The sequence below is a fragment of the Nocardioides aestuarii genome, from assembly GCF_039527245.1.
Taxonomy (GTDB): Bacteria; Actinomycetota; Actinomycetes; order Propionibacteriales; family Nocardioidaceae; genus Nocardioides; species Nocardioides aestuarii.
The window spans coordinates 3,090,160-3,107,342 of the sequence record NZ_BAAAJT010000002.1; the positions used below are offsets into that span (position 1 = coordinate 3,090,160).

Annotated in this window: 21 protein-coding genes; 14 read left to right on the forward strand and 7 right to left on the reverse strand. The window is 72.8% G+C overall.

Annotated features, from left to right (window positions below; genetic code table 11):
* Positions 1 to 11 precede the first annotated feature (11 nt).
* Together ABD091_RS15495 and ABD091_RS15500 are read left to right on the forward strand one after the other, a co-directional pair.
* The gene (locus ABD091_RS15495; protein ID WP_343920043.1) at positions 12 to 1,088 is read left to right on the forward strand and encodes a hypothetical protein; all 1,077 of its coding nucleotides are present in this window, start codon (positions 12 to 14) and stop codon (positions 1,086 to 1,088) included.
* Positions 1,089 to 1,098: 10 nt separating this feature from the next.
* Positions 1,099 to 2,223, forward strand: a complete 1,125-nt coding sequence (locus tag ABD091_RS15500) for a hypothetical protein (protein ID WP_343920045.1) — start codon at positions 1,099 to 1,101, stop codon at positions 2,221 to 2,223.
* Here ABD091_RS15500 and ABD091_RS15505 read toward each other — a convergent pair.
* A complete protein-coding gene (locus tag ABD091_RS15505) occupies positions 2,220 to 3,542 on the reverse strand; it encodes a glycosyltransferase family 4 protein (RefSeq protein WP_343920047.1) in 1,323 nt (440 codons plus the stop codon). The genes ABD091_RS15500 and ABD091_RS15505 overlap by 4 nt on opposite strands.
* Entirely contained in the window at positions 3,539 to 4,612 is a 1,074-nt protein-coding gene (locus ABD091_RS15510; RefSeq protein ID WP_343920049.1) for a hypothetical protein, read from the reverse strand. The genes ABD091_RS15505 and ABD091_RS15510 overlap by 4 nt, the downstream gene beginning before the upstream one ends.
* An 85-nt stretch (positions 4,613 to 4,697) precedes the next feature.
* Here ABD091_RS15510 and ABD091_RS15515 point away from each other — a divergent pair, with 85 nt between their 5' ends.
* Positions 4,698 to 5,810 (forward strand): sulfotransferase family protein, encoded by a 1,113-nt coding sequence (locus ABD091_RS15515; RefSeq protein ID WP_343920051.1) that lies wholly within the window; start codon positions 4,698 to 4,700, stop codon positions 5,808 to 5,810.
* 8 nt (positions 5,811 to 5,818) lie between these two features.
* On the opposite strand, the gene ABD091_RS15520 is transcribed toward ABD091_RS15515, so the two are convergent.
* Positions 5,819 to 6,898, reverse strand: coding sequence for a hypothetical protein (locus ABD091_RS15520; protein WP_343920053.1), 1,080 nt, complete (start codon positions 6,896 to 6,898; stop codon positions 5,819 to 5,821).
* A gap of 123 nt (positions 6,899 to 7,021) precedes the next feature.
* On the opposite strand from ABD091_RS15520, the gene ABD091_RS15525 reads away from it, so the two are divergent.
* From ABD091_RS15525 to ABD091_RS15545, 5 genes are all read left to right on the forward strand, one after another.
* Complete coding sequence (locus ABD091_RS15525) at positions 7,022 to 7,192, forward strand: DUF5302 domain-containing protein (RefSeq protein ID WP_343920055.1); 171 nt, start codon at positions 7,022 to 7,024, stop codon at positions 7,190 to 7,192.
* Positions 7,193 to 7,237: 45 nt separating this feature from the next.
* Complete coding sequence (locus ABD091_RS15530; RefSeq protein WP_343920057.1) at positions 7,238 to 7,999, forward strand: sulfotransferase family 2 domain-containing protein; 762 nt, start codon at positions 7,238 to 7,240, stop codon at positions 7,997 to 7,999.
* An 84-nt stretch (positions 8,000 to 8,083) separates the two neighbouring features.
* Positions 8,084 to 8,617 carry a MaoC family dehydratase gene (locus ABD091_RS15535; RefSeq protein ID WP_343920059.1) on the forward strand — a complete coding sequence of 178 codons (534 nt, stop codon included), beginning with the start codon at positions 8,084 to 8,086 and terminating at the stop codon, positions 8,615 to 8,617.
* A 1-nt stretch (position 8,618) separates the two neighbouring features.
* On the forward strand, positions 8,619 to 9,176 hold the full coding sequence (locus ABD091_RS15540) for a histidine phosphatase family protein (protein ID WP_343920061.1): 558 nt from the start codon (positions 8,619 to 8,621) through the stop codon (positions 9,174 to 9,176).
* Positions 9,173 to 9,802 carry a DUF6758 family protein gene (locus ABD091_RS15545; protein ID WP_343920063.1) on the forward strand — a complete coding sequence of 210 codons (630 nt, stop codon included), beginning with the start codon at positions 9,173 to 9,175 and terminating at the stop codon, positions 9,800 to 9,802. The genes ABD091_RS15540 and ABD091_RS15545 overlap by 4 nt, the downstream gene beginning before the upstream one ends.
* A gap of 4 nt (positions 9,803 to 9,806) precedes the next feature.
* Here the strand turns inward: ABD091_RS15545 and ABD091_RS15550 are convergent, their stop codons facing one another.
* Positions 9,807 to 10,616, reverse strand: coding sequence for an alpha/beta fold hydrolase (locus ABD091_RS15550; RefSeq protein ID WP_343920065.1), 810 nt, complete (start codon positions 10,614 to 10,616; stop codon positions 9,807 to 9,809).
* Positions 10,617 to 10,722: 106 nt separating this feature from the next.
* Between ABD091_RS15550 and ABD091_RS15555 the strand changes: the two genes are divergently transcribed.
* On the forward strand, positions 10,723 to 11,328 hold the full coding sequence (locus tag ABD091_RS15555) for a MarC family protein (RefSeq protein ID WP_343920067.1): 606 nt from the start codon (positions 10,723 to 10,725) through the stop codon (positions 11,326 to 11,328).
* A 23-nt stretch (positions 11,329 to 11,351) separates the two neighbouring features.
* Complete coding sequence (locus ABD091_RS15560; RefSeq protein ID WP_343920069.1) at positions 11,352 to 11,642, forward strand: virulence factor; 291 nt, start codon at positions 11,352 to 11,354, stop codon at positions 11,640 to 11,642.
* 9 nt (positions 11,643 to 11,651) lie between these two features.
* Here ABD091_RS15560 and ABD091_RS15565 read toward each other — a convergent pair whose 3' ends face one another.
* The gene (locus ABD091_RS15565; RefSeq protein ID WP_343920071.1) at positions 11,652 to 12,422 is read right to left on the reverse strand and encodes an SDR family NAD(P)-dependent oxidoreductase; all 771 of its coding nucleotides are present in this window, start codon (positions 12,420 to 12,422) and stop codon (positions 11,652 to 11,654) included.
* A gap of 63 nt (positions 12,423 to 12,485) precedes the next feature.
* Between ABD091_RS15565 and ABD091_RS15570 the strand changes: the two genes are divergently transcribed.
* Both ABD091_RS15570 and ABD091_RS15575 read left to right on the forward strand, forming a co-directional pair.
* Positions 12,486 to 13,250, forward strand: coding sequence for a ParA family protein (locus tag ABD091_RS15570; RefSeq protein WP_343920073.1), 765 nt, complete (start codon positions 12,486 to 12,488; stop codon positions 13,248 to 13,250).
* 4 nt (positions 13,251 to 13,254) lie between these two features.
* A complete protein-coding gene (locus tag ABD091_RS15575; protein ID WP_343920075.1) occupies positions 13,255 to 13,920 on the forward strand; it encodes a L,D-transpeptidase in 666 nt (221 codons plus the stop codon).
* Positions 13,921 to 13,964: 44 nt separating this feature from the next.
* Here the strand turns inward: ABD091_RS15575 and ABD091_RS15580 are convergent, their stop codons facing one another.
* Both ABD091_RS15580 and ABD091_RS15585 read right to left on the reverse strand, forming a co-directional pair.
* A complete protein-coding gene (locus tag ABD091_RS15580) occupies positions 13,965 to 15,350 on the reverse strand; it encodes an HNH endonuclease signature motif containing protein (RefSeq protein ID WP_343920077.1) in 1,386 nt (461 codons plus the stop codon).
* 71 nt (positions 15,351 to 15,421) lie between these two features.
* Positions 15,422 to 15,799 (reverse strand): hypothetical protein, encoded by a 378-nt coding sequence (locus tag ABD091_RS15585; RefSeq protein WP_343920079.1) that lies wholly within the window; start codon positions 15,797 to 15,799, stop codon positions 15,422 to 15,424.
* 349 nt (positions 15,800 to 16,148) lie between these two features.
* Between ABD091_RS15585 and ABD091_RS15590 the strand changes: the two genes are divergently transcribed.
* Together ABD091_RS15590 and ABD091_RS15595 are read left to right on the forward strand one after the other, a co-directional pair.
* Positions 16,149 to 16,610, forward strand: coding sequence for a hypothetical protein (locus ABD091_RS15590; RefSeq protein ID WP_343920081.1), 462 nt, complete (start codon positions 16,149 to 16,151; stop codon positions 16,608 to 16,610).
* A 4-nt stretch (positions 16,611 to 16,614) separates the two neighbouring features.
* On the forward strand, positions 16,615 to 17,133 hold the full coding sequence (locus ABD091_RS15595; protein ID WP_343920083.1) for a hypothetical protein: 519 nt from the start codon (positions 16,615 to 16,617) through the stop codon (positions 17,131 to 17,133).
* Positions 17,134 to 17,183 lie beyond the last annotated feature (50 nt).

Genomic DNA, 17,183 nt, shown 5'->3' on the forward strand with positions numbered 1-17,183 from the left:
GACTAGCCCTCGTGGCTGAGCGCGTCGTCCTGCACATCGGGACCATGAAGTCGGGCACGACCTACCTCCAGGACGTGCTCAGCAGCGGGGTCCTCGAGCCCGCCGGTGGCTGGTACGTCGGCGGCACCTTCGGGGCGCAGACCTCGGCCGTCCGGCGGCTGCTGCGCCCCGAGGGACAGCGGCGCCCCGAGCAGTGGCAGGCGCTCGCCGAGGAGGCGAACGGCCGGGAGGGCGTCGCGGTCTTCAGCCAGGAGTTCCTCAGCTTCGCCCGTCCGCCGAGGGCGCGGCAGATCGTCGACTCGTTCGGCGGGACGCCGGTCGAGGTCGTCGTCGCCGTGCGTGACCAGCACGGCGCCGTCCCCGCCCAGTGGCAGAGCTTCACCCGCAACCGCGGTCTCGACGACTGGGCGGGCTACGTGCAGAGGCTGCAGCGCATGGCGGGCGGCCGGAAGGGCCGGCGCGGCAAGGCGGTGAAGAGCTTCCGACGTGCCCAGGACGTCGCCGGCATCCTGCGGCGGTGGGACGGCCTCGGCGACCACGTCAGCACCACCGTCGTCGTGGTGCCGCCGTCGGGATCCGAGCCGACCGCCCTGTGGCGGCGCTTCTGCGAGGCCGCCGGCGTCGAGGCGGGCGACCCCGAGGCTGCCGGTCGGAGGTCCAACGAGTCGCTGGGCTACGCCTCCTGCGACGCGCTGGTCCGGCTCAACCGCGCGCTGGAGCCGCTGGACAAGCGGGGCTACACCCAGGCGCGCAAGCGACTGCTCGAGGCGCTGCTGCCGCTGCGGTCCCAGGAGGGGAAGCCGGTGCTCCCCGAGTCCGGCGCGGCGCTCGCGGCCGCCCTCAACGCCGACATCCTCGACGCGGTGACGCGCCACGACGTCCGGCTGGTGGGGTCGGCCGACGAGCTGCCGACCGAGCCGCGGCCGGGCGCGCCGGCCGAGGTGCCGCCACCCGATCCTGCCCACGTACGTCGCGCCCTGGTCGCCGCGTGGGAGCACTGCCTGCCGCAGGTGCCGGTGCCCGACGCCGGCTCCGACCAGCTCGCGCAGCGGCTCGGCCGGCGGCTGGTCCGCCGGCACGGCCGGTAGCGTCTCGCCCATGCCCTCCCACGACGGCCACCCCGTCACGTTCCACGTCGGCACCCCCAAGAGCGGCACGACCTCGCTCCAGAACATCCTGGCCGGCAACCGCGCGCTGCTGCGCTCCCACGGCTTTCTCTACCCCGGGGAGAACCAGGGCCACTTCATCGAGGCGATGAGCCTGCGCGAGGGCGGCTTCCGCGGCCACGAGTTCGAGAGCGCCGAGGGTGCCTGGGACCGTACGGTCGCCGAGGTGCTCGCCCACGACGGCCCGACGCTCCTCAGCCACGAGATCCTCGGCGGCTCCAAGCGCCGGATCGTGCAGCGCGCCGCCGACAGCCTGCCCGGGCGCCGGCTGCGGGTCGTCATCACCTGCCGTGACCTCGGCCGGCAGTTCCCGGCCGTCTGGCAGGAGGGCGTCAAGAACGGTGACACGGTCACCTACGCCGACTTCCTGGCCGAGTCGTTCGACGGCTGGGACGGGCCGGGAGCCTCGGCCGGCATGTGGCGGGGTCAGAACCTCGCCTCGGTCGCCGACCGCTGGGGCTCGGTCGTGGGCCACGACAACGTGGTCATCGTGACCGTGCCGCCGTCGGGCGCCGACAAGGACGTGCTGTGGCGCAGGTTCGTCGAGGCGGTCGGGCTGCCCGACGTCGACTACGAGATCCCCGACGTCCCGCGCAACCCCTCGCTCGGCACCGTCGAGACCGAGCTGCTGCGCCGCGTCGTGGCGCGGCTGCCCGAGGACCTGGCGTGGCCGACCTACTCCCGCCAGGTGAAGCGGCGGCTGGCCCAGAAGCGGCTGGTGAAGGAGAAGACCGGCGGCAGCCTGTCGGTGCCGCCCGCCCACCACGACGACGTACGCCGCGTGTCGGCCGAGATGCTCGAGGCGATCCGCGGCCACGGCTGCCCGGTCGTCGGCGACCTCGCCGACCTGGAGCCCGCGTTCGACCCGGCCGGGACCTCGCCCGACGAGGTCACCGACGCCCAGCTCCTCGAGCGCTCGCTCGACGTCCTGGTGCCGCTGGTCCTCACCGAGGGTCCCGCCCCGAAGAGGCAGCCCGTCACCCGGCGCATCGCCGAGCAGGGCGCCCGCAAGACCGGCCAGAAGATCACCGACCGGCTCAAGCGCATGAGGCCCTAGCGGTCGGCGAGGATCTCCTCGGCGAGGGCGATCCAGCGGTCGGCGACGGCGGGGGCCTCGTAGTCGCGGGCGGTGTCGAGGGCACGGACGCCGAGGCGGCGGCGCAGCTCCGCGTCGTCCATGAGGCGGCGCAGCCCCGCGGTGAGGGCGGGGACGTCGCCCTCGGGGACGAGCAGCCCGTTGACGCCGTCGTCGATGAGCTGGCGCGGGCCCTCCGGGCAGTCGAAGGACACCGGGGGCACGCCCTTGCTGAGCGCCTCGAGCAGCACCATCGGCAGTCCCTCGTAGCGCGAGGACATGGCGTAGATCGAGCTGTTCGCGAGCTCCGACTCCAGCTGGTCGGTGACCCCGCCCATGAGGATCCGGTCGCCGACGTCGGCGGCCGCCACCTGGGCGTTGAGGTCGTCCCACCGCTGGCCGTCGCCGTAGATCCGCAGCTGCCAGTCGGGGTGGCTGGTGGCGAGCGGGGTCCACGCGTCGACGAGCCGCTCGAAGCCCTTCTGGGCGGTGAGCCGGCCGGCCGCGATGACGACCTTGTTCTCCAGCGGCGCGGGCTCGCCGACCTGGAACGGCGTCGGGTTGGGGATCACGCCGGTGCGCAGCCACGGCGCGACGGAGGTGTCACCGAGGTAGTCGGTCCAGCGCTCGTGGTCGGCCTCGGTGAGCGTGAGCAGCGCGTCGATCGGGCGAGCGGGACCACGCCCGAGGGCGAGGTCGCGCAGCGCGGCACGCAGCGGCTCGGGGCGGGGGACGAACGAGAGGTGCTCCTGGTGGAGGAGCACCGAGCCCGGGTCGCTCCAGAGCGCAGCAGCGACGGCGAACTCCGGGCGGGTGCTGACCACGACGCCCGGCGGCCGGCCCTCCAGCTGCTCACGCAGCAGCCGGTCGACCAGGGCCGAGAAGGTCTTCTTCGCACCGTCGACGAGCCGGGACTCGGCCCGGTCGAGCTCGCGCAGCGCGGGATCGGCCTGCGGGTCGTTCTTCGTCGCCCGCCGCGGCTTGCCGGGGTTGGCGGGGTCGTAGCGGTCCTGGAGCGCGACCAGCTCGACCCGCGGGTCGAGCCGGAACTTCGGCTCGGCCGAGGAGCGGCCCAGGGTGAGGATGCGGACGTCGTGGCCCCGCTCGGCGAGGGTGTTGGCGGTCGTGAAGACCGTGCGTGCGATCCCGCCCGCGGCGTAGGCCGACGGCACCAGGAACGTCCACCGGCGGGTGAGCCCCGTGGTGTCGCCGCGGTGGGTCGCGATCGTGTCGGCGTAGTCGACGCCGGGCGCGCGACGCTGCTTGCGCCGCCCCGTGCCTGGTCGGTCGGTCGGCGTCACTCGTCGTCCTCTTCCTCGTCGTGGTCGTGGCCGTCGCCGTCCGCTGCGGCCCGGTCGATCTGACCGGCGAGCAGGCCCACGGCGAGCTGTCGCGAGACCTCGAGCAGCTCGGCCTCGGTCACGGAGTCGGGGTGGCGGGACCCCTCGCGGTCGGTGCCGCCGAGCAGCTCCTCGAGGTCGCCGGTCACCGGACAGCCGAGGGCACGCAGGTCGGCGACGATCCGCTCGCCGCGGGCCAGCAGGTCGCCGCGCAGCTCCTCGCCGACGCCGATCGGGTCGCCCGGCACGCCGGCCAGCACGCGGCGCACGACGGCGGTGCGCAGCCAGCGGGCGTGCCCGCGCCAGCTCGCGTCGTGCCCGTCGACCTCCGCGCGCAGCGCCGGGCCGAACTCCTGCATCAACCGGGCAGCCTGGACCGACATCGACTCGTTGGCCTCGCGCGGTGGCAGCTCGACCGCCTCGGGGTCGAAGCCGACGGTGCGGGCGAACCGCTCCCACAGCTGGCCGGCGTGGGTCGGCCTCTCGGGCATGGTCACGACGTGGACGCGCTCGGGACCGACGACCGAGGCCCAGTGCCGCGCCACGGCGGCAGGGTCGAGGACGTCCCAGGTCCACTTGGTCCGGCCGTCGCCCAGGCCGTCGACGAAGTCGGCGAGGCTGTGACCGCGACCGACCTTGAGGCTCTCCTGCCACGCAGCCGGCACCAGCCGGACCAGGGTGCGGGTGGTCACGACGACGTGGACCTTCTCGCCGCCGAGCTGGTCGACCGCGGCGGTGATCTGGTCGGCGTCGGCGGCGAGGTACCACTCGTTGCTCAGCACCACCGTCCCGTCGTACGCCGCCGCCTGATCGGTGAAGCGGCGCCACAGGGGAGGCACGCCCCTCTTGCGGCCCGGCAGGTGCCTGCCCTTGCGGACCACGATCGAGGCGCGGTTGTGGTCGAAGGGTCCCCGACCGGGGAAGAGGATCCCGAGGTCACGCAGCGGTTCGCGGTTCTGCCAGAGTCCGGCCTGCAGGTAGGTCGTGCCGGACTTCGGGGTCCCGACGTGCAGGTACACGCGCTGTGCCAAGGGGGCTCCTCACTTCGGTCGCGGTCAGTCTAGGGTGTGCGTCGCGGGCGCGACCCGCCCCCGCAGGCTCGACGGAAGGCACCCCATGACGACCCCTGGCAGCCCGGCCACCAGCACCGCCAAGGTGGTCGTCGTCGCCGGTTCCGGCCGGAGCGGCACCAGCACCATCGCCGGCGTCCTGAAGTCCGCCGGGCTGCTCATCCCACCGCCGGAGGTGCCCGGCAACCGCACCAACCCCCGAGGCTTCTTCGAGCCGAAGTGGGCGGTCGAGTTCCAGACGAAGCTGCTCCGCCGCTCCTCGGTCGTCCTCACCGACTCCCGGCCGGCCGCCTTCGACGAGACCGCGAAGGTCGCCGCCGAGCCCGAGGTCCGCGAGGAGGTCGGCGCCTGGGTGCGCCAGCACCTCGCCCAGAGCCGTGAGCTGCTGGTCAAGGACCCGCGCGACAGCTGGTTCCTGCCGATGTGGCGCACGGCGGCCACCGACGCGGGGGCCGAGGTGGCCTTCCTGACGATGCTGCGCCACCCGGCCGAGGTCGTCGGCAGCAAGGACAAGTACTACAAGAACACCAACGCGGGGGAGTCGCCGCGGCAGGCGCAGACCACGCGGGTCGCGAGCTGGCTCAACGTCGCCCTCTTCACCGAGGCCACCACCCGCGACGCGAGCCGCACCTTCGTGGTCTACGAGGACCTGCTGGCCGACTGGCGCGGCCAGGTCGCCCGGGTCGCGGCCGAGCTCGAGCTCACCGGGCCCGCCGACCTCAGCGAGGCCCAGCAGGCCGAGATCGACGAGTTCGTCGACCCGGACCTGCGCCGGGTCCGGACCGAGTGGAGCGACATCGACTGCCCCGACGAGGTACGCGAGATGGCCCAGGAGGTCTGGGACCAGCTGCTCGTGCTCGCCGGGTCGGGCGGTTTCGACGACGAGGCGCAGGCGCGCCTCGACGTCGTGCGCGAGCGCTACGTCTCGATGTACGTCGACGCCGAGGCGCTCGCGCAGTCCTCGGCCGAGGAGGCCCGGCGCGCCGGTGCCCGCAACGCCCGTCGCAAGCTGCTCAAGGAGCAGCGACAGCAGGCTCGCCAGGAGGCCCAGCGCACGGCCCGCCAGCAGGACCGCCGGGCCGCGGCGGCTCCCACGGGAGCCGTCGCCCGGGCGCGCTCGGTCGCGGGCAGGGTCAAGCGGCGCCTCCGGTCACGCTGACCCGGACCTCACGACGAGCCCCGCAGGCGGCGTACCTCCTCGCGCAGCGACCTGACCCGGTCACGCTGCTCGTGGCTGCGCAGCAGCTGACCGACCAGCGAGTTCACGGCGGCGTCGGCCACCTCCTCGGCCGAGACCTCCTCGGGCGTCCGGCCGGGGAGGGGCTGTTCGGGCGGCAGCAGGTCGGCGACGTCGCCGACCACGTGCCACGGCCGGGTCCGGAGGTCGGCCACCTGGTCCTCGGCCAGGCTGCGGGCCCACGCATGCCGCTCCGGCCCGAGCACGAACCGCTCCCCGTCACCGCTGCCGGCGAGCACCTGCCGGGTGAAGAAGCCCTTGAGGAAGCGCGTCGTCTCCAGGTGGCGGGACTCCGGGGGCAACGACGCCTGTACGCGGCGGAGCACCTCGACCTCCGCGAGCCCGAGGGAGTCGTTGCTGCGCTGCGCGTCGTCGTCGAGTCCCGCGGGATCGACCCCGGTGAGCTCGCAGACCGCACGCCAGAGCCAGTCGCGTGGTGCGCCCGGGCCCGGCAGCACCACGAGGTGGACACGGTCGTCGGGGAGTCCCCGGGACCAGCGCTCGAGGATCGCCGGGACGTCGTGGAGCGTCCAGAACTCCCCGGTCCGTCCGGTGTCGTCGGCGGCGCGACGCCAGTAGTGCTCGAGGGTGTCGGTCGAGCCCTGCTTGACGTCCTGCTGCCAGGAGGAGGCCAGCTGACGGGACAGGTCCCGGGCGGTGAGCACGACGTGCACCTCCTCGGACACCCGCTCCAGCTCGCGGAGCGCGGTGTCGGCCTCGTCGGGCGTGGCACGTGAGAAGAGCTCGTGGCTGACCAGCACGTCGGTGTCGCTGGCGGCAGCCTCCTGGCGCACACGGTCCCAGGAGCCGCGGTGCTCCTCGCTCATCAGCGCCCTCACGTCGGCGCGGCCGCACACCTCGGTCGCGGCGTGGAAGTGGACGCCGCGCCGGTCGCCGGGCAGCAGCAGGCCCCGCTCGGCCAGCGTGCGGTGGTTCTGCCACCACAACGACTGGAGGTAGGACGTGCCGGACTTCATCGTGCCGACGTGCAGGAACAGGCGACGCGCCACGGTGGCTCCCTTCGACCGGACCGAGGCTAGCGGCGGCGTAGGGCCGGACCGGAAACCGCCTCGACCCGGCCGTGGCCGGATGGCACAGTGGGCCATCCGCACACGATCCCGGGAGGCACACGCATGAACGAGGACCTCAAGGAAAAGATGCGCCAGGCGCTGGACGCGAAGAAGGGCCGCCAGCAGGCCCACGAGGACGAGGGCCCGCTCCACGAGAAGGTCCACGGCTCCGAGGTCTCCGGCAGCGCGGCGCCGCAGATGCACCGCCGCAAGGCCGGGGGCGGCGGGTCCTGAGCCGCAGCGGGCGGGGTGCGCCACACCGGTTGATACGGTGCCGCCGTGGCGCACCACCACCCCGAGCGGTCTGACGACCGCCCACCTCACCCTGCCCTGGACGCGGGGGTCGACCCGACGGCGCTGAAGTCGCCGCGCGGGCACCCCAAGGTCCTCACCCGTCGTTCGGCGGCGCTGCTCAACGAGCTCCGCGACCTCGACCGGGCCTCCGGCTCGCTGTCGCCGCTGACCTACAACGTCACCGTCAGCCACCCCCACAGGTTCGTGTGGTTCCGCAACGCCAAGGTCGGCACCCGCACCATCCTCGGGTTCCTCGACGACCAGCAGGTCGACGACCGGCTGCTCGTGCTGTCCCGGACCCAGTACCCCACGGCCGCCTTCGCCGACTACTTCAAGTTCGGCTTCGTGCGTGACCCGCTCGACCGGTTCATCTCCGCCTGGCAGGACAAGGTCCACCAGCAGAACCACTTCAAGTTCTCTCCCGGACGGTGGGAGCGGATGAAGACCATCGAGCACTTCGCGGCCTGGGTCGCCGAGCAGGACCTGCGCGACCTCGCGTCGACCGACCGTCACATCGCGCTGCAGTCGCGGCTGATCGACCTCTCGCAGGTCGACTTCCTCGGCCGGATGGAGACCTTCGGCTCCGACTTCAGCACGGTCTGCTCGACGATCGGGCTCCACTGGAGCGAGCCGGTGCGCCAGAACCAGTCGCAGCCCCAGGGCGTGAGCCGCCACAACGCCTCGGCGGAGCTGCGGTCGATCGTCGAGGAGAAGTACGCCCGCGACTACCAGGTGTTCGGCTACTGACGCCGGCCGCGGGTGAGGTTTCCCACCCGCCCCGCGGCGCCGGAGGCCTAGCCGTGGAGCGGCAGTGGCGGCACGATGTCGCTCATGCAATTCGGCCGCAGCTATGAGGAGTTCGAGGTCGGTGCGACCTACCAGCACTGGCCCGGGAAGACGGTCACGGAGTACGACGACCACCTCTTCTGCCTCCTGACCATGAACCACCACCCGCTCCACCTCGACACGCACTACGCGGAGGAGACGACGCAGTTCGGCAAGAACGTGGTGGTCGGCAACTACGTCTACTCGATCCTGCTCGGCATGTCGGTGCCCGACATCTCCGGCAAGGCGATCGCGAACCTGGAGATCGAGTCGCTGCGCCACGTCGCGCCGACCTTCCACGGCGACACGCTCTACGGCGAGACGACCGTGCTCGACAAGTGGGAGTCGACCTCGAAGGACGACCGGGGGGTCGTCCACGTCGAGACGATCGGCTACAACCAGGACGGCAAGGTCGTGTGCATCTTCCGCCGCAAGGTGATGGTGCCGAAGGAGAGCTACCTCGAGGCCCGTGGTGGGGAGCAGCCCGGCCGACCCGTGCCGCAGCCGGACAAGAACTGGCCCGGAGCCCAGGAGGCCTGACGTGAGCGAGGTGTGGCTGGTCCGGCACGGCGAGACCGAGTGGAGCCGCGACCACCGCCACACCTCGACCACCGACCTGCCGCTGACCCCGCTGGGGGAGGAGGCCGCAGCCGCGCTGCGGCCCCGGCTGGTCGGCGAGGCGTTCGACCTGGTCCTGACCAGCCCCCGCCAGCGCGCCCGGCGTACGGCGGAGCTGGCGGGCCGCGGCGACGCCCGGGTCGACGACGACCTCGTCGAGTGGGACTACGGCGACTACGAGGGTGTCACGACCGCGACGATCCGCGAGACGGTGCCGGGCTGGTCGGTCTGGACCCACCCGGTGCCGGGGGGCGAGAGCGCGGGACAGGTGACCGAGCGGCTCGACCGCGTCGTCGAGCGCGTCCGCCGGGTCGAGGGGCGGGTCCTGCTCTTCGCCCACGGTCACGCCCTGCGCGCGCTGAGCGCCCGGTGGCTGGGGCTTCCGGTGTCGGAGGGGCGGCTGCTGCGGCTCGACACGTCGACGGTGTCAGTGCTCGGCCACGAGCGGGAGACCCCGGTGGTGCTGCGGTGGAACGCGTGACCCTGCAGGCGGGGTGCCCGCGCTGCCGCGAGCGGTTCGCCGCCGACGGGCCGCGCGAGTGCCCGGCCCACGGCGAGCAGCCGCCGCTGTGGCGTCCCGAGGTGACCTCCTACGACGCGTTCACGGCCCACCTCGAGCGGGCGGCCGGCTTCCCGACCTACCTGCCCTGGCCGATGGGGTCGGGGTGGCGGGTCTCCGACTTCGGGGTCGTCGCGGGCGACGACGGCCCGGCCGCCACGGTGACGTGCGTCAGTGGCACGACCGGGCCGGACGGCCGGGTCGACGTGCTGGTCGTCGTCGAGGAGCCCGGCATCGGACTCGGCGGCCGGTGCGCCGGGCTGGAGGGCACCGACCCGGGCCCCGACTTCGGACACGGGCCGCCGACGGTCCGGGTGCGGGTCGGCAGCCAGGGGGTGGCGCTGTGGCCGGTGTCGACGGCCGGCGCCGACGTCGACCTCGACCGCTCGGTCGTGGCGGGGGAGGTGACCGGCCGGTGGCTGTGGCTGGTGCTGCACCCCGCGTCGGCCGTCCTGCTGCTCGCCGACGAGTGGTGGCTGCGCGACGTCGCCGACGACGGGCCCCACCTCGTGGAGATGCCGTGCGAGGGGCCCGGACCGGTCTGGTGAGGGTTCAGTCGTCGGCGAGGAACCGGCGCAGGACCGGGAGCAGCGCGTCGGCCGCCTCGAGGTGGAGGTCGTGGCCCGCTCCCGACAGGACGGCCAGCTGTGTCCCGGGGCGCAGCGCCCGCATGGTCTCGACCTGGCGTTCCGGGATCGAGCCGTGCTCGCCGCGGACGACCAGCGTGGGGGCGGTGATCCGCGCCCACTCGTCGACGTGCTCGTGGGTGGAGATGCCGGCGAGCGCCCGGCCCAGGGTGTCGGCGTCCCACCGGGGCCAGAGGCCGTCGTCGCGCTCGTCCAGCCCGTCGGCCCAGCCCTCGGCCACGAGCCGCTGACCACCGAAGAAGGCGAGGAACTCCTCCCGGTCCGCGAAGGGTGCCGGCCAGCCGCGCAGCCAGCGGGTCACCGCCTCGACGCCGCCGGGGTCGTCGCCCCCGAGCCCGGCCTCCACGAGGACCAGCCGGTCGACCCGGTCGGGGTGGTGGGAGGCGACGAGCATCGCGGTGTGACCGCCCATGGACTGGCCCACGAGGGTGGCCGAGGTGGCGTCCAGGTCGTCGAGGACGGCGACCACGTCGGCGACGTACGCCGCGGGGGAGACGTCGTCGGGACGCCGGGTGCTGGAGCCGTGGCCGCGCTGGTCGACGGCGACGACACGGAAGTCCTCGCGCAGGGCGGCGATGGTCGAGCCCCACTCGAGCGCGTAGCCGGCGAGCCCGTGGAGGAGGACCACCAGCGGGCGCTCGTCGTCGGTGGGCCCGGTGTCGAGGAACCAGATCTCGGCGTCAGGGCGCTCGACCCTGCCCCAACCGTCGCCCATGGCGAGCAGTCAACCACCCCGGCCCGAGGGGGTGAGCAGCATCTCCCTGCCCGGAGGGGTCGCGGATTGGGCGCGGTGGGCCTCCGCGGTCCTACGATTCTCATTCGTGGACACCGTGCTCTTCGTCGAGGTCTTCGTGACCCTCTTCGTGATCATGGACCCCGTCGGCACGGTCCCGATCTTCCTGTCGCTGACCGGCGGTCGGTCGCAGGCCTCCGCGCGTCGCGCGGCGTGGCAGGCGGTCGCGGTCTCCTTCCTCGTGATCAGCCTGTTCGCCTTCTTCGGCCAGCAGATCCTCGGCTACCTCCACATCTCGCTGCCGGCGCTCCAGGGCGCCGGTGGGCTGCTGCTCCTGCTGGTCGCGCTCGAGCTGCTGACCGACAACGAGCAGGAGCCGACCGCGGCCGCAGGCACCAACGTGGCGCTGGTGCCGCTCGGGACGCCGCTGCTCGCCGGCCCCGGCGCGATCGTCGCGGTGATGCTGTTCGTCCAGGGGATCGGCGGCTTGTCGGAGTTCCTCGCCGTCGCCCTCGGCGTGATCGCCGTGCACGTGTGCCTGTGGGCCTCGATGCGCTACTCGCTGCCGATCCTGCGGGTGATCCGCGAGTCCGGCGTGCTCCTGGTGACCCGGATCGCCGGTCTGCTGCTGTCGGCGATCGCGGTGCAGCTGGTCGCCGACTCGGTGCGGGCGTTCATCGCGGGCGAGGGCTGACCACGGGCCACTAGGCTCGGCGCATGACCGACTACCAGGTGACCCGGTGGCGCGAGCTTCCGTCGATGGTCGCGGCACGGGCCGGCGACGAGGTGGTCAAGGCCGAGCTGGCGCCGCGGTTCCAGGCGGCGATCGACGAGGCGGCGATGCGGCTCGGCGACACGGGTGCCGACGACTACCTCCTCGGCTGGGAGCGCTCGGCCTGGACGGCGTCGGAGGGCTCGCCCGGTGAGGTGCTCGACCGGGTCGTCGCCGCGCTGGAGGAGGAGTGGCCGCCGGACGCCGTGGCGCGCTACCTCGACGGGCTGGGCTGATCGTCGGGGTCAGCGACGGCCGACGTTCTGGAAGCGGAGCATCAGGCGAGCGGGGACGACCTTCCCGACCATCGTGAGCGCCTTGTACTGGCGCCCCGGGATCGAGAAGGTGCGGCGCCGGTCCCAGTCGGACAGCGCCTCGGTGACGAGGAACTCGGGCTCGAGCCACATCCGGCCGCTGCCGCGCCTGCCACCGAGCCGCTCGTGGAACTCGGTCTTCACGAAGCCGGGGCAGAGCGTCATCACGTGGACGCCCCGCGGGCCGTACTCGGCCGCCGCCCAGACCCCGAATCGGTTCAGCCAGGCCTTCGCGGCGCCGTACGAGCCACGGGGGAAGAAGGACGCCACGCTGCCGACGTTGATGACGCCACCGCGGCCGCGCGTGACCTGCGCGCCGAGGGCCGCGTGGGAGAGGCGCATCGGCGCGGTGACGAGGACCTCGAGCATGCGGGTCTCGTCCTCGACGGAGTTGTCGAGGAAGCGGCCGAGGAGGCCGAAGCCGGCGTTGTTGACGAGGAGGTCGACCGGGCGGTCGGGGTCGGCCAGGCGGGCCTCGACGGTGGCGAGCTGGGCCCGGTCGGTGAGGTCGGCGGGGAGCACCTCGACGTCGCGACCGGTCGAGCGGAGCTCGGCGGCGACCTTCTCGAGGCGCTCGACGTCGCGCGCGACGACGACCAGGTCGTGGCCTCGGGCGGCGAGCTGGCGGGCGAACTCGAGGCCGATGCCGGCGGTCGCGCCGGTGACGAGGGCGGTGTCGGGACGCGTTCCTGGTGACGACATGCCGTCCATCGAAGCGGTGTCGTCCACGATCGGGCAACCGGCTCCGGCATGATGGGCCTCACCATGACCACCGTGCTCGCGGTCGCCAACCAGAAGGGCGGCGTTGCCAAGACGACGTCGGTCGCCTCCCTGGGGGCGGCCCTCGCCGAGCTCGGCCAGCGCGTCCTGCTGGTCGACCTCGACCCCCAGGCGTGCCTGACGTTCTCCCTGGGCATCGATCCCGAGGACCTCGAGGTGTCGGTCCACCACGTGCTGACGAAGGGCACGAGCCCCGACGAGGTCATCCTCGAGACCGAGGACGGCGTCGACCTGCTGCCGGCGACGATCGAGCTGGCCCGGGCCGAGGCGGACCTGCTGACGCGCACCGGTCGCGAGCACGCGGTGAAGGCGGCCGTGGAGCCGCTCGAGGACGCCTACGACTGGGTGCTGCTCGACTGCCCGCCGTCGCTCGGTGTCCTCACGGTCGCGGCGTTGACGGCCGCTCAGGGCGTCCTGATCCCGCTGCAGTGCGAGACGTTGTCCCACCGCGGTGTGGGCCAGCTGCTCGACACCGTCCACGACGTACGCCGCTTCACCAACCGCGGCCTCGAGGTGTGGGGCGTGCTGCCGACCCTCTACGACGGCCGCACCAACCACGCGCGGACGGTCCTCGACACGATCTCGGAGACCTACGACCTCGACGTGGTCGAGCCGCCGATCCCGAAGACGATCAAGTTCGCCGAGGCCCCGGCCCGGGGCCGTTCGATCCTCGCGACCAGCCGGAGCAGCAAGGGTGCGAAGGCCTATCGCGAGGTGGCCGCCAACCTGCTCGCCCGGGCGGAGCGCTGAGCGCATGACCGACCACCGCCGCCAGCTCCGCCCGCGCTACGGGCGGTTGGCGGCGGCCGTCTCGTCGCTCGGCGTGACGACGGTGGCGGTCCTCGGTGGCACCGGCATGCTGCCGTCCGCCGCGGACGAACCAGGGCCGCGCGATGCGCTCCGGACGACGGCTGCTGCTCCGCGGGCCTCCTCTCCCTCTCCCGCGCCCGGCCCTGACGCCGGGGAGCGGTCGCTGTCGACGCGGGGCGAGCAGCAGCGGGTCACGGCTGCCGACCTGCTCCCCGAGGACTCCGGCGTCGGGCGCCGCGCGGTGTTCAGCGAGGGCCAGCAGCGGGTCTGGATCGTGAACGGTCGCGAGAAGGTCGTCCGGACCTATCTCGTGTCGGGGAGCATCCACGACAACCTCGACCCCGGCACCTACCAGGTCTACAGCCGCTCCGAGAGCGCGATCGGCATCGACGATTCGGGGACCATGAAGTACTTCGTCCGCTTCACCCAGGGTCCGAGCGGTGCGGCCATCGGCTTCCACGACATCCCGGTCGACGAGGGCGAGAAGGTGCAGACCGTCGACGAGCTCGGCACACCCACCTCCCACGGCTGCATCCGGCAGAAGCGGTCGGACGCGAAGGCGATGTGGGCCTTCGCCCAGACCGGTACGACCGTCGTCGTCACCCCGTAGCCGCCTGCGGGCGTGCCGAGGGCGCCACCAGTTGTCTGGTGGGGTCAGGGGCGGGGTTGTTGTCGGGTGCCGGTGTGGTCCCGGAGGTAGTGGTGGCCGTGGGGCGAGGTCCACTCGTACTCACCCGGGCTGAGCATGCGGTAGGTCCAGCCGCCGTGGGTCTTGAGGCGGTGGTGGAAGGTGCACAGGCAGGCGAGGTTGTCGGTGTGGGTGCCGGAGGGTCCGTCGGCGTCGGCGTCGGCGTCGGGGTCGGGGTCGTAGGGCTCGATGTGGTCGAGCTGGCAGCCGCGGGCGGGACGTGAGCACCAGGGGAAGACGCAGGTGCGGTCGCGTTCGATGACCTGTTCGCGGAGGAACGCGGAGGGCTGGTAGCCGCGGGATCTGATGCGGGCGGCGAGGTCGAGCACCGGTTGGACCGTCACGGCGGTGTGGGTCGCGGCGCACCAGCTCTTGACCTGGTCGAGGAGGACCTGGAGCTGACCCTGGTCGAGGGTCGCGAGTCTGTCGAACTCGACGGTGCTGCCGGGGCCTTCACCGGTGACGGCGGCGGCGAGTCCGACCCGCAGCACCACGTATCGTCCGGTGGTTGAGGTGCGAGCGGAGCGAGCCTCGAAACCGGCGGACTCCTCGTCGTGGTCGTAGTCGAGGCTGTTCTGGCGGCGGGCGAGGTCGCCGAGGGCCATCGAGCGGCGTACGTCGAGCGACGCCTGCGAGCCGAGGTCCTTCAATGCGGCGGCGCCGGTGGCGAGGGCGGCTTCGAGGTCGAGGGCGTCGGCGGGGTCGAGCTCGCCGCGGAGCAGGGCGGTACCGCCGTAGGGGTCGAGGGGCGGGTCGATCTGCACGAACCGCGAATCGTGAACCCTGTCGCCACCCTCGGGGTCGGGGCTGGGACTGTGGGTGCCGTAACGCTGCAGGGCTTCCGCGATGATCCGGTCGAGCTGGGCGATCCCGACCGCGTGGGCGAACGGGGTGACCATCTGGTCGACGAACGTCGCCCCGGCGGGGGTGAGGTCGGCGTGGATGGTGGCCTCCGCGACGCGGCGGGCGCGCCAGGCGGGCACCTGCCCGCTGTGTACGGTCGCCCAGAGGCGGGGGAGTCGGTGCCTGAGCTCGAGGGCGTGGCCGATGAGTCGCTTGCCGGCGGTGGTCGACATCGCGAGGGCGGCGGCGAGCTCGGCGATGCAGAACTCCGCGACCAGCGGGCACCCGGCACCGGCGATGGGGACCTCGTGCTCGGAACCGGGAACGGCGTGCCCGAAGGTCGCGGCGTGGTGGATCGACTCGGGCGGGTGGAGGTCGGCCCACACCGCAGCCTGCTGCAGCAGACGGGCCTCGGCAGCATCGGCGGCGGAGCGTTCGGACGCGGCTCGCGCGAGGACGTCCGCGGCCGTGGCGGCCCCGGTGTCGGCGTCAGCGAGCGTGTCGAACATGTGTTCGATTCTAGGTGAAGGGTCTGACAGCTCCGGCGAACCAGCTGCCGCCCGGTCGCCCTGCGAGTGCACTATCGATCCACGTGCCACGACGCATCACTCGGTGGCGTCCCGTCGGCCACCAGATGAGTCACGATCCTCAAGGCCTCCCTCATCGGCACGGTGTCGTGGTCCGGGTATTCGTCGACCTGCCCGTTCTCCAGGACGAACCCGTCACTCGACCCGGCTGCGGTGGGGTCGGTCGCATGCTCCCCGGGGTCACCATTGCCGTGGTCGAGGAGCATGACCATCGCCCGTGAGCCATTGCTGACCAGGACGATCGTGCGACCTCGAGAGCTCTCGAGCCAGGTGGTCATCGTGCCTTCCGAGACTCGCCGCTGGATCAGCTCGGCAACCTTCGGCGCTTCGACGGGCCGAGTGTCCTCCGGCAGGTGCCACTGCTCCTCCACGTGGCGGAGGCTACTCAGTCGTATCCCGTCATGTCGCTGATCGGCCATGCCGAGAAGAGCACGGTCGTAGGCCTGCTCACCGGAGCCGTTGCGCCCCTGCTCGGTCAGGAGATGGCTCGGGACTGGGGCACTGTCATGCCGATGAGCGCTGTCGTGCTCGCCGTAACCGAACCGGCACAACCGTCCACATCGCCTACCCCATGAGGGGAGCTGAAAGGCGCAGCACCCGTTGTGCCGGTTCCGTTACGAGGCCGAACGGTGCACGCTCATGCCGCTGGGCGGATGGCGGCACGACGTTCGTGGGCCCAGCACCTTTCCGCTGCTCCCGATGCGGTGGTCTACTCGCCGGGTGAAGTTCGACCTGCTCCCGCCCCGGGAGGTCGCCGGCGTCGCCCTCGGATCCCCGCGCGGCGTGGCCCGCGACCGGTGTGCACGGCTGGGCGACCCCGAGGAGTTCCGTCGTGGCGGAGAGGGGACGCCGTCCCTCGTCGTACGTCGGCCGAGCGGGCTGGCCCTGTTCGTGTACTTCGACTCGGACGACCGAGTGGAGGCGATCGAGATCGGTCGCCCCGACAGCGACGAGGACCTCGTCGTCTACTCGGGCCATGACGTGTTCGCGGCGTCGGCGGAGGAACTGATCCAGGTCCTCAGGGCCGACCACGTGGTCGAGGTCGACGAGGAGGGGCGCGCCGTCACGCTGCCCGACCTCCTCGTGGCGTTCTGGCGCCCCACGCTCCCTGAAGGTCCCGACGACGTGGAAGGGCGCTACTTCGAGTCGGTCCTCGTCGCCAGGCCCGGCTACTACGAGTGATCGCATGAGTGCCGTGACCCCGGTCGAGCTCGTGACGTCGACACCCGCTGCTCCCTGGCTGTCGGACGGGAGCACGGCGGAGGTGTGGGCGGGGACGGCGGTCGAGGTCCCCGATCCGTGCATCATCGTCAGCCTGCTTCTCCCCCGGACGACCTCCGAGGGACACCGGTTCTTCTGCGTCCCGACCGCCCGAGGCCTCGACCTGCCGACCAAGCCGCTCGGTCCCGGGCCGGGAAGGGTCAGCGTCGACGAGGGGCTGGCCCAGCTCGTGGTGCAGACCCTGGGCCACGCCGACGTCGACCTGGCCTGTGTCGGCTACGTCCGCAACGTCGTCCCCGTCCCGGACGCGACCTACCCGCATCCGACACCGTGGGCCCACGTGCCCGTGTTCGAGCCGACCGTCGAGGTCGACCCGGTGGTCACCGGGTCGTGGGTGTCGCTGGACGACGCGCGCCCGGAGCTGCGGGCACGGCACTGGCGGCCCATCGTCGAGCACCGGCTCGAGGCCTCAGCAGCCCGCTGAAACCTGGTCGGCCGCAGCGATCGAAGACTCCGCCCTGGTCTTCCTCCGCG